At 32.0% G+C, this 11,936-nt stretch carries 12 protein-coding genes; 8 read left to right on the top strand and 4 right to left on the bottom strand.

What is annotated here, in order from left to right:
• The first annotated feature begins 24 nt into the window (after positions 1–24).
• The gene (locus LPB88_RS17275; protein ID WP_230716890.1) at positions 25–966 is read left to right on the top strand and encodes a LysR substrate-binding domain-containing protein; all 942 of its coding nucleotides are present in this window, start codon (positions 25–27) and stop codon (positions 964–966) included.
• A 34-nt stretch (positions 967–1,000) separates the two neighbouring features.
• On the opposite strand, the gene LPB88_RS17270 is transcribed toward LPB88_RS17275, so the two are convergent.
• Both LPB88_RS17270 and mnmD read right to left on the bottom strand, forming a co-directional pair.
• On the bottom strand, positions 1,001–1,198 hold the full coding sequence (locus tag LPB88_RS17270; protein WP_017496117.1) for a hypothetical protein: 198 nt from the start codon (positions 1,196–1,198) through the stop codon (positions 1,001–1,003).
• A gap of 166 nt (positions 1,199–1,364) precedes the next feature.
• Positions 1,365–2,030, bottom strand: a complete 666-nt coding sequence (mnmD, locus tag LPB88_RS17265) for a tRNA (5-methylaminomethyl-2-thiouridine)(34)-methyltransferase MnmD (protein ID WP_230716888.1) — start codon at positions 2,028–2,030, stop codon at positions 1,365–1,367.
• Between the two features lie 306 nt (positions 2,031–2,336).
• Between mnmD and LPB88_RS17260 the strand changes: the two genes are divergently transcribed.
• Complete coding sequence (locus LPB88_RS17260; RefSeq protein ID WP_230716886.1) at positions 2,337–3,407, top strand: branched-chain amino acid aminotransferase; 1,071 nt, start codon at positions 2,337–2,339, stop codon at positions 3,405–3,407.
• A 235-nt stretch (positions 3,408–3,642) separates the two neighbouring features.
• Here the strand turns inward: LPB88_RS17260 and LPB88_RS17255 are convergent, their stop codons facing one another.
• Positions 3,643–4,023 (bottom strand): nucleoside triphosphate pyrophosphohydrolase family protein, encoded by a 381-nt coding sequence (locus LPB88_RS17255; protein ID WP_230716885.1) that lies wholly within the window; start codon positions 4,021–4,023, stop codon positions 3,643–3,645.
• A 441-nt stretch (positions 4,024–4,464) separates the two neighbouring features.
• Between LPB88_RS17255 and LPB88_RS17245 the strand changes: the two genes are divergently transcribed.
• The 4 genes from LPB88_RS17245 to LPB88_RS17230 all read left to right on the top strand — a co-directional run bounded on the left by LPB88_RS17245 (position 4,465) and on the right by LPB88_RS17230 (position 7,140).
• The gene (locus LPB88_RS17245; RefSeq protein WP_230716884.1) at positions 4,465–5,598 is read left to right on the top strand and encodes an SRPBCC family protein; all 1,134 of its coding nucleotides are present in this window, start codon (positions 4,465–4,467) and stop codon (positions 5,596–5,598) included.
• 72 nt (positions 5,599–5,670) lie between these two features.
• Positions 5,671–6,213, top strand: coding sequence for an RNA polymerase sigma factor (locus tag LPB88_RS17240; RefSeq protein ID WP_230716883.1), 543 nt, complete (start codon positions 5,671–5,673; stop codon positions 6,211–6,213).
• A 33-nt stretch (positions 6,214–6,246) separates the two neighbouring features.
• The gene (locus tag LPB88_RS17235) at positions 6,247–6,666 is read left to right on the top strand and encodes a hypothetical protein (RefSeq protein WP_230716881.1); all 420 of its coding nucleotides are present in this window, start codon (positions 6,247–6,249) and stop codon (positions 6,664–6,666) included.
• A 15-nt stretch (positions 6,667–6,681) separates the two neighbouring features.
• Entirely contained in the window at positions 6,682–7,140 is a 459-nt protein-coding gene (locus LPB88_RS17230) for a sensor of ECF-type sigma factor (protein WP_230716880.1), read from the top strand.
• Between the two features lie 96 nt (positions 7,141–7,236).
• Here the strand turns inward: LPB88_RS17230 and LPB88_RS17225 are convergent, their stop codons facing one another.
• Positions 7,237–8,298, bottom strand: a complete 1,062-nt coding sequence (locus LPB88_RS17225) for an oxidoreductase (RefSeq protein ID WP_230716879.1) — start codon at positions 8,296–8,298, stop codon at positions 7,237–7,239.
• A gap of 122 nt (positions 8,299–8,420) precedes the next feature.
• Here LPB88_RS17225 and LPB88_RS17220 point away from each other — a divergent pair, with 122 nt between their 5' ends.
• Complete coding sequence (locus LPB88_RS17220) at positions 8,421–9,701, top strand: hypothetical protein (RefSeq protein WP_230716878.1); 1,281 nt, start codon at positions 8,421–8,423, stop codon at positions 9,699–9,701.
• A gap of 134 nt (positions 9,702–9,835) precedes the next feature.
• Positions 9,836–11,809 carry a KUP/HAK/KT family potassium transporter gene (locus LPB88_RS17215; RefSeq protein ID WP_110835666.1) on the top strand — a complete coding sequence of 658 codons (1,974 nt, stop codon included), beginning with the start codon at positions 9,836–9,838 and terminating at the stop codon, positions 11,807–11,809.
• Positions 11,810–11,936: the final 127 nt, after the last annotated feature.

Here is an 11,936-nt window from a genome sequence, read left to right as displayed (position 1 = left end):
TTTGCATCAAAAAATACTATCAAAATGACTATAACTCAATTACAATATGTATTAGCCGTTGCAGAGCATAAAAATTTTACACTTGCTGCTGAAAAATGTTTTGTTACTCAGCCTACCTTAAGCATGCAAATTCAAAAAATTGAAGAAGAACTGAATATTTTGATCTTCGACAGAAGTAAAAAACCTATTCAGCTTACTGATATTGGTCAGAAAATTGTTAATCAGGCCAAAAACATTGTAAATGAGGCTGACAGAATCAAAGACATTGTAGAACAACAAAAAGGCTTTATTGGCGGAGAATTTCGTTTAGGAATTATCCCAACAATTATGCCAACGCTTTTACCTATGTTTTTAAGTAATTTCATAAATAAATATCCAAAAGTAAAACTACTAATCGAAGAGTTAAACACGGATGAAATTATTGTCAAACTAAAAAATGGTCATCTTGATGCGGCAATCGCTGCAACTCCGCTTGAAGACGAAAAAATAAAAGAAATTGTTTTGTATTTTGAACCTTTCGTTGCTTATATCCCGGAACATCATGCAATTTATCAGAAAGAAGAAATTGAAGTTTCTGATCTAAACCTCAACGAAATTTTGCTTTTGCAGGATGGACATTGTTTTAGAGACGGAATTTTAAATTTATGCAAAAACGGTTCTGATATCGATCAGACTAATTTTCAGATTCAAAGTGGAAGCTTTGAAACCCTAATAAAATTAGCCGACGAAGGCTTGGGTACAACGTTACTTCCGTACTTGCACACCTTAGACCTAAAAGAGTCCGACAAACTGAAACTGCGTAACTTTAAGGAACCAAAACCTGCTCGTGAGGTAAGTTTAATTTACCCTAAGAGCGAATTAAAAATGCAAATCATTGACGCATTACGATCTACAATCGCTGGAGTTGTAAAAGGAGCAATTGTTTTTCAGAACGTTCAAATCATTAGTCCGCTACAAAAGAAATAAAAATAAAAAAGGAGCCAAATTGGCTCCTTTTTCTTTATACTTTAATTAGTAGTAAACTTTGTTTTAATTCTGGTTTTTCAATAATGAAATTTAATAACCATTCTTGCAATTGTTCCATTTCGTACGGTAACAGTGTTTTGATAGCTTTCTCTAATTCTTTACAGAAAAGTATCGGATCGAAACTTACTCTCTCAAGTATTGATTTCGTGTAATCAAACATCATTTTTGACATAATAAAATACGATTTTTGGGGGTTATCAATATTTCTAAACTCGCAACAAATTTAAACAAATATCATTCATGAAGACTCATTTTAACTTATTTTTTTAAAAACTTTAGCAACGAATACGTTTTCTTAATAAATATAAATCAATCTGTAATGATTCTAAACAACTCATTTAAACCTTTTTAAAGGCTCGGAACATCTCGCGCTTTCCTGGAGGCCCTGCCAATTTTTCGACCGTAAATCCAACTTCGATCATACTTCTTTTAACAACTCCGCGAGCGGCGTATGTTACTAAAACGCCATTTGGTTTTAAACTATTGTACATTTTTCTAAAAATTTCTGTACTCCAAAGCTCCGGCTGCACCCGATATCCGAAGGCGTCAAAGTAAATCAAATCAAAAATTTCAAAATCGTTTATTTCATCAAAAAATTGTTTCCTTTTGGTTAACGAAAAATTCGAAGTAATCACATTTTTCTCATTCCATTCGCATTCATGCATTTTTTCGAATATACCTTTATATTGATCTGCTTCTAATTCAGCAACATAATTCATTTCTAATACTTCTTTGGCATCAACCGGATACGCTTCTACCCCAACATAATCAATTTGTTGTTGCTTTGCGTTTGATTCTAAAAAAGTAATAAAAGCATTCAGCCCTGTTCCAAAACCAATTTCAAGAATACTTACCGGATTATTTTCAAACAATGAAAGTCCGTTTTTTATAAATACATGTTTTGCTTCCTGAATCGCTCCGTGCTTAGAATGATAACACTCATCCCACTCTTTTAAATGAATTGTTGTTGAACCATCCAGCGTTTTAATTATCTCTCTTTCCACTATTTATAAATTTGTAGTACATTTTTGTACATTTTCAAGCCATTTTATGAGTCAAATTTAGGCAAAACAAATGCGTAAAGCCTTAAAAATCCGTACTTTTTTCATAAATTCTTTATAAAATCGAGCATTTTTTTTGACTTTATTATAAGATAAATAAATCTCAGTTAAACGCACTAAATAATGCAGTTTTACTAAGCAAATTATATATTTTTACTTAATTTTGCATTCAATAAATCCTATTTTATACCAGATCATTACTTTAGATTTTTCTATTGAAATGAAAATTACATAAAAACTTACATTATTATGAGTACAACTCAAGCGAGCAAGATTGAAATCAGAAAAGCAACTTCGTCAAAAATAAGCGGAGTAGACTTTGAAAACCTAAGCTTTGGTGCTGTTTTTACAGACCATTTATTCGAATGTGATTTTAAAAACGGAGAGTGGTCAAATCCTGTCATTAAGCCTTATGCTCCAATTTTAATGGATCCTTCTTCTAAAGTCTTTCATTATGGACAAGCTATTTTCGAAGGAATGAAAGCTTATAAAGATGACAACAATGATGTTTGGTTGTTTAGACCAGATGAAAACTTCAAGCGTTTTAATAATTCTGCAGTTCGTATGGCAATGCCGGAAATTCCTGAAAATATTTTTATGGATGGTTTGAATGAATTATTAAAAATTGACCAGGAATGGATTCAAAAAGGAAACGGAAGCAGTATGTATATCCGTCCTTTTATGATCGCTACTGGTGCCGGAGTTATTGCAAATCCTTCTGACGAGTATAAATTCATGATTTTACTTTCTCCTGCAAAATCTTATTATTCAGGTGAAGTAAAAGTTATTATAGCTGAACATTATAGTAGAGCTGCAAACGGTGGAATTGGAGCTGCAAAAGCTGCCGGAAACTATGCTGCACAGTTTTACCCAACTAATTTGGCAAACAAAGACGGTTTTCAACAAGTAATCTGGACAGATGATGCAACGCACACTAAACTGGAAGAAGCTGGAACTATGAACGTTTTCTTTAGAATCAACGATACTTTATTAACTGCTCCAACAAGCGAAAGAATTTTAGACGGTATTACCAGAAAAAGTTTGATTGCTATGGCAGAAAAAGAAGGTCTTAAAGTAGAAGTTCGTCCTGTTATTGTTTCAGAATTAGTAGAAGCTGCTAAAAACGGATCTTTAAAAGAAATTTTTGGTGCAGGAACTGCTGCTGTTATTAGCGTAATCAAAGGATTCTCTTATCAGGATGTTTATTATGAAATGGCTCCTATTGAGAATACTTACGGTGCTCTTTTAAAAGAAAAACTAACTAATCTTCAAAATAAACTTTCTGAAGATACTTTTGGATGGACGGTAAAAGTTCAATAATCAAAAGATAAATATAAAAACAAACCCGACAGCTTAACAGTTGTCGGGTTTTCTATTTTATATAAAAAAATTTAAACACATAGAAACATAGATTTTTAATGTGTTTAAAAAGATTATAAAAAGAAACACGTTTCTCACACATAGCTATGTGTATTTAAATAAGTGAAACGTCTTTTTTAAAACACTATCAGAAACTATGTCCCTATGTGTTAAAACATTAAAGAACCTATAAATTCTACAAAAGTTTCGAAAAATCAGGTTTAAAATAATTCGGACCTTTCATCACTTTTCCGTCTTCTCTATAAATTGGCTGTCCGTCTTCGCCAAGTTTACTCATATTACTACGCTGAATCTCATCAAAAACAGCTTCAATTTTATCTTGCAAACCGTGCTCGATAATTGTTCCGCACAAAATATACATCATATCTCCCAGCGCATCAGCAATTTCGACCAAATCATTATTCTGAACCGCTTCAAGATATTCTTCGTTTTCTTCTTTCATTAAATTATAACGAAGCAGTTTTTTATTTTCTCCTAAATCAGCAATTGGAGTTTGACTATGACCTATTTTAAAAGCAGTATGAAATTCAGTTACCGCATCAAGTTGTTTCCTCATGATTTTAATTGATTAAATGAAGTGGCAAATTAGCAACAATTCATATACAATTCTCTAAATTTGTCAAAAATAATTTTTTACTATGTTTAGTCAAGGACAATTAATATTCGCACTCTGTTTTTTTATTGCATTTGTAATCGTAATGATATTTGCGTATCGAAAAGATCTCGCTTTACACAAAGTTTTCTACAAAGGAAATTATAAAGTATTAATTGTATTCCTGCTTTTTATAGCGATTTTATTTGTGATCAAATTCTTTTTCAAAAGATAAATCCTAAATAAAAATAAATCTCAAAAAAATTACAATGAAACTTCCCCAAAATCGTTTTATTTGAAACTTTTTTTGATCAAATAAATTTATAAAGTGTACTTTTATTGCGCCGCTATTAGTGCGACTAGTAATAAAATTTATAACTTTACGACACCAAACAACCTACTACAATGAAGATTCTAAAATATTTATTTCTTTTATTATTACTAAGCTTAGTTGCTCTTACTGTTTTTGTCGCTACCCAAAAAGGGGTTTTTTCTGTAGAAAGAAGCAAAGTGATCAATTCGCCAAAAGCAACTGTGTATAACTATGTAAATGATTTTAGAAATTACGAAGATTTTGAATCCTGGTCTGTAGAAGATCCTTCGATAAAAATGACATTCCCAAGTAAAACATCCGGAAATGGAGCTTCATTTTATTGGGTTGGAGCCGAAGGAAATGGAAATGCTATTACTCTTAAAACAAAAGACGGAGAAAGCATTCAGCAAAAAATGAAATTTGACGGAACTGAAACTGATGTTAACTGGACGTTTAAAGATACGCTTGCCGGAAAAACAAAAGTGATCTGGAAAGGAAGCGGAACAATGAGTTTTCTATTCAAAATTTACACAGCTTTAAACGGTGGTTCTGATAAAGTTATTGGAACTATTTACGAAAAAAGCCTTGCAAACATTGACAAGAACCTAGATTACGAAACAAAAACATACGCTATAAAAGTGAATGGAGTTGTAAAGAAAATCGAAACTCCTTATATCAAACAAACCTTTACAAGCGAAATTTTGAAAGTAAACAAAAATGCCAGAGTTGTAATTCCGAAGCTTATTGAGTTCAGCAAAAACAATGGTTTATCTACTAACGGAAAACCTTTCATTATTTACCATACTTACGACACTACAACCGGATTAGCAAAAGTTTCTATTTGTTTACCTACAAATAGAGAAATCATGACAACTTCAGGAAGTGATATTTCGGGCGGAAAACTAAATGGTTTCGAAGCTGTAAAAACAACTTTAACAGGAGACTATTCGCATACAAGTGAAGCAATTGCAAAAACAACAGCTTACATCAACAACGAAAAAATATATCCAGATTTAGCCTGGTCACATCTTGAAATTTTAACTATCAGCAAATTAGACGTAAAAAGCCCGTCTAAGTTAATGACCGAAATTTATTTTCCAACCAAACCAAAAGTGATTCCTGTTGCAAAAGTTCCGGTTTACAAACCACAAACAACAGATCCTACACAACCAAAACCTGCAGCAACTCCAGCGACAAAAACTCCTGAAGAAGAATCTGAATTTTAAAAAAAAAGCAAGACTGATTAAACCTTTTGTTTAAAATTCATTCTAATACTACAGTTAGATAAATCAAAAAGTTTGATAGACGAAAAGGAATTTATACAACAGTTACTAGATCCTAAAACGCAAAATACAGCGTTTCAAAAACTCTTGTCTGAATATCAAAAACCTTTGTATTCTCATATTCGAAACATTGTTTTGAATCATGATGATACAGACGATGTCTTGCAGAATACTTTTGTAAAAGTTTATCAATATCTAAAAAACTTTAAAGGAGAAAGTAAGCTTTTTTCCTGGATGTATAGAATTGCAACTAATGAAGCTTTGACTTTTTTAAGCCAAAAAGCAAAATTAAACGGAATAACATCTGAAGCACTCCAAAATAAAACCATCGACAATTTGAAAGCCGATGTTTATTTTGACGGAGACGAAATTCAGATCAAACTTCAAAAAGCCATAGTCACCTTGCCAGAAAAGCAACAATTGGTTTTTAAAATGAAGTATTTTGAAGAATTAAAATACGAAGAAATAGCAGAAATTTTAGGAACTTCAGTAGGCGCTTTAAAGGCTTCTTATCATCATGCTGTAAAAAAAATTGAAATATATGTTACATCAAATTAAACCTTTTGTAACAAAATCTATCTTATTGTTATTATGAAAGCATTTAAATTAGAAAACGAACCGAAAATACCAACCGGATTTAAAACTCCGGATCATTATTTTGATGATCTCTCGGCAAAAGTTTTACAACAGATTAACGAGGATAAAAGAGAAGTAAAAGTAATTCCGTTTTACAAACGTAAACGAGTACTTACAATGCTTGCTGCTGCCGTTATCGTTATTGCCTTAATGATTCCAATAGTAAACAATTACAACGCAACTTCTAAAGAACTTGACGAAGATACTTTAGAAACTTATTTAGCTTATCAGTCTAATTTGAATCAATACGATTTGATCCAGAATTTAGACTCTAAAGACATTCAAAAACTAAATAAAAATGTTGCCATAGAAGATGAAACTCTTGAAGATATTTTATCGTCAAGTCCAAATATAGAACATTTAATTTCCGAATAAAACAAAACTTAAAAGATGAAAATCAAAAAAATACTACCGATAATTCTGTTTTTAGTAAGCTTTTCGTTTTATGCACAAAACGGTAAAACAGATGAGAAACGCGAAAAAATTAAAGCTTACAAAGTCTCTTTTTTAACTACTGAACTAGAATTAACTTCTACAGAAGCAGAGAAATTCTGGCCCATTTACAATGCTTATGATGATAAGCAATTTGAATTAAAACATCAAAAGATGAAAATGTACTTGCAGCGATTAGATGATGATAACATCAATTCGATTTCTGAAAAAGAAGCAACATCTTTACTTTCTCAAATGGAAGGCACCGATAAAGAATTGTACCTTTTAAGAGTAAAATACAATTCAGATTTAAAAAAGATACTTTCGGCTAAAAAAATATTAAAGCTAAAAAAATCAGAAGACGATTTTAATCGAAAATTGCTAAAACAATACAGAGATAAAGCTGGTAAAGATTAACTACTAGCTCATTAAGAAACAACAGCGATAAGAACCCTATATAATAATACTTGCTTTATTATTTAGGGTTCTTATTATTTTAGGACTATTTAATCCTTATTTAAAACGTAGTCTTACCACTTTATTATGACCTGCAGCAATTGCCAGATTTCTATTTACAAATCGAATTGTGAAGAGTTTTGAATCTGTAGACAATTGCGTCCAGTTCTGTCCGCCATTTTGAGAATATTGTATACCTTCAGAACCTACGCAAACAATTTCTTTACCATTTCCTCCCGGAACATATTGCACGCATGATGCATAACCAAATCCCATATCCTGACCAATTAACTGCCAGGTTTTTCCGCCATCTTTAGTAAAGGCTTTATTATCTGATTTTTTGTTTGGAAGTTCATAATCACCACCGGCAATAAATCCGTTTTTAGAATCGTAAAAATCAGCTGTAAAAATACCCGTCATTGTTTTTCCGTGAACAATAGGAGTTTCTACTACTTTCCATGTTTTTGCTTTATCCGGAGAATAAAAAACACGCGCTTTTTTTCCTCCTGAAACCAGCCAGGTATCATCTCCTTTTATTACAATATTTGTATTACTTGCTGCAAAAGCTGCTTCGCCAGATGCATTTGTCGGTAATTTATCAGACAAAATTTTAGTCCAGGTTTCACCTCCATCACGAGTTACAATAATCGAAAAAGTATCTTCTGTAGGATCTCCAATAGCGATTCCTTCTTTATCATTCCAGAATTGCATACTGTCGTAAAATATTTTCGGGTTCACTTCTTTATATACCAATTTCACTTTATTTGTCTTTTTAGAAACAGAATAAAGCAATGCCGGATTACCAACACTTAATAAAAAAACATCTTTTGAAGTCTGAGCAATGCTTCTGAATTCTAATTTTAAAGTATCACGATAAATATGTTCTTCAAATTTTTCTTTTTTATCTAAATCATAGTATCCAAAACGAGAATTATCAGCTCCATACCAAATTTTATTTTTATCAATTGATATCGCTCTAATACTTATTTTATCCTGAAATAAAGTATCAATTTGTATGGATGTGAAACCATTATAAAACATCTTTTTATCACTAACACTCAGCGTTTTAAAAGACACAAATAAAATAAAAGCGCCACAAAACAATAATACTTTTTTCATATAGGTTAAGATTTATTTGTTGCTAAAATACAATTAATTCTAACATATCATTTAAGTTTTGTTTTTTTTTCTGGCACAGTAATTGGATATCATCAAAATATCAATCTTAATATGATTTTGCCATGAAAACGAAATTACTTTTAATAGCCATTATAGCATTAGGTTTTGCCTCTTGTACAGCACAAAGCCAAACTACTGTTTATGCAAAAAATTCAGATATCAGCGATAACTTAGATTTAAGAGCCGTTGCATCGATGTTTGGGGAATCAGCGAATCTTCAGGATTTTGAAAGACGTTTGAACGATCCAAAATATCAAATTTCAAATCTTGATTTAAATGATGACAATCAAGTTGATTATTTACGTGTTATCGAATCTGTAGAAAACAGAACACACGTAGTAATTATCCAGGCGGTTCTTGACCGTGATGTTTATCAGGATGTTGCTACAATTGATGTAGAAAGAGATAACTATAATAGAGTTAATGTTCAGGTTGTAGGTAACACTTATTTATACGGTGACAATTATATTTATGAGCCTGTTTACAGCGTAGCTCCAGTAATTTACAGTTCATTTTGGGTTACAAATTACAGACCTTACTATTCTACATGGGGATGGAACGTGTATCCAACTTATTATGCTGCATGGAGACCTTACCCAATTTACAGATATAGAAACAACATCGATATTTGTATCAATGTAAACAACCGTTACAATTATGTAAACACAAGAAGAAGTTATGTTGCACCGGTTTTATACCAATCAAGACGTACTTACGGTTATGAAACAAGACGTCCGGATTACGGATTTTCTCAAAGACATTCTAATGTAACTAACAGATACGATTTAGATCAAAGACGTGTTGCAAGCAGAGATTACAACAGAAACCAAAGTTCTTACGATACAAATAGATCAAACACAGGAAGAGCAACATCGACAGATTATAGAACTTCTACAGGAAGAACTTCTAATTCTACAGATTACAGAACTCCAAACAGAACTTATACTGACAACAGAACAAATTCTGATAGAAGCTACAACACAAATCGTGTAAGTACACCAAGCAGAGATAACACTGCTACAGTAAGTAATCCTGTAAGAGTTGATAATAGTAGCAACAGAAGAGATTACAGTCAAAATAATGGAAGTTATTCAAGAGGAAATTCACAAAGTACTATGAATACCAACAGAGTTTCAACTCCAACTCCACAAAGAACTGAATCCCCAAGAAGCTATTCTGAAAACAGAGGTTACTCAGAAAACAGAGCAAGTTCAGCGAGACCACAAAGTTCTCAAAACACACAACGCTCTGAAGCTCCAAGAGCTAGCCAGGAATCAAGAGGAGGTCAACCACAAAGAGAAAGTGGTTCTAACTCAAGAGGTAATGGCGGAAGAAGAGGTTAATATTAAAACCGCATTTTCAGATAAAAATCTAAAGCACAATTTAACGATTGTGCTTTTTTTTATCTTTTTAATTATAATTGACTCTAATTTGTTTTAAAACAGTAAATTTGCAACCGTCTTTTATAAAAACATACATGAGCGCATCGCATAAAAACTTACATAGTAAGTTATCTATAGGAGGTTTATTAATAACATTAGGAATTATTTATGGAGATATTGGTACTTCTCCATTGTATGTAATGAAAGCCATACTTGGCGATTACGCAATTAATGCCGATATTGTTTTAGGAGGTATTTCTTGTGTTTTCTGGACATTGACTTTGCAAACTACAATTAAGTATGTACTTATCACCTTAAGTGCCGATAATCACGGTGAAGGTGGAATTTTTGCTTTATATGCCCTGGTCAAGAAAACAAAAATTCAATGGCTCATTGTGCCCGCCATTATTGGAGGGAGTGCTTTACTTGCCGATGGTATTATAACACCGCCAATCTCGATTTCATCTGCTGTTGAAGGTATTAGAGCTTTCTATCCAACAATGGAAACACAAACAATTGTTTATATTGTTATCGGGATTTTATTTATTCTATTTACCATTCAACAATTTGGAACTAAACTGGTTGGGAAATTTTTCGCCCCAATGATGTTAATTTGGTTTGCGATGTTGGGAACACTGGGAGCAATTCAAATCATGAATCATCCTGAGGTTATAAAAGCGGTAAATCCTTACTACGCTTATCATTTATTATCAATTCACCCAGATGGATTCTTTGTTCTTGGATTTGTATTTTTATGTACTACAGGAGCTGAAGCTTTGTACTCTGATATGGGACACTGCGGAAGAAAAAACATCAGAATTAGCTGGATTTTTGTAAAAACTACTTTAGTACTAAACTACTTTGGTCAGGCAGCCTATTTAATTCACCATGAAGGAAGTACATTACAACAACTAGGCGGAGAAAACGGAAATCCGTTTTACCTCATCATGCCACATTGGTTCTTGCCATTTGGTATCGTAGTTGCAACTCTTGCTGCGGTAATTGCTTCTCAAGCACTTATCAGTGGATCATTTACTTTGATTAACGAAGCAATGCGTTTGAATTTCTGGCCAAAAGTAAAGATCAAATATCCTACAGAAGTAAAAGGACAATTATATATTCCGTCAATTAACTGGTTATTATTCTTTGGTTGTGTTGGAATTGTTTTACACTTTCAAGAATCCGGAAATATGGAGCATGCCTACGGTCTTGCTATCATTCTATGTATGATCATGACAACTATTTTACTTAATTATTATTTGATAATGAAAAGAGTAAAACTGTATTTGATGGTGCCATTAATTACGATTTATTTATTAATTGAATTTAGTTTCCTTTTTGCAAATATTACAAAGTTTGCCGAAGGTGGTTACGTAACATTAATCATTGCAATAATGTTGATTTCGATCATGACCATTTGGTATTTAGCTAAGAAAATCAACAAAAGCTACACTAAAATTATCAAGATTGACGATTATAAGAAAGTATTGATGGAACTAAGCGAAGACTTATCTATCCCAAAATATGCAACGCATTTGGTTTATATGACTAATGCAAACCGTGTAGATGAATTGGAGGAAAAAGTTATTTATTCGATTTTACAAAAACGCCCAAAAAGAGCTGATATCTATTGGTTTGTACACGTAAACATTCTTACTGAACCTTATAAAACACAATATAAAGTTACCGAAATTGCTAAAGACGATATTTACAGAATCGATTTCAACTTAGGCTTTAGAGAACCTACAAAAATCAATTTGATGTTTAGAGAAGTAATTCGCGATATGGTAAAACGCGGTGAAGTTGATATCACTAGCCGTTACGAATCTTTGAACAAAAACAATATTATTGGTGATTTCAAATTTGTATTGTCTGAGAAATTCTTATCCAATGATAATGATTTAAGATGGCACGAAAATATTATCATGAACTCTTATTTCTTCATCAAGAAACTGAGTTTATCTGAAGAAAGAGCTTTTGGTTTAGACAGTAGTTCGGTTAAAATAGAGAAATTCCCAATGGTGCTTCACGCTCCGGAAAATATCGGATTGACCCGAATTATAAAATAAATCATTTATAAATACATTCAAAAAACACTCTTTTAAACTTTATCAGAGTGTTTTTTTTCTTTTTAAAAGAAAGTTAAAACAACAATCAAAATTAAAAATTTAACTTTCAATCAATTAATAGTACCTT

This window comes from Flavobacterium sp. JAS (genome assembly GCF_020991455.1).
Taxonomy (GTDB): Bacteria; Bacteroidota; Bacteroidia; order Flavobacteriales; family Flavobacteriaceae; genus Flavobacterium.
Note: the sequence above shows the minus strand (reverse complement) of the source record. Positions and strands in the feature narration are given on the sequence as shown.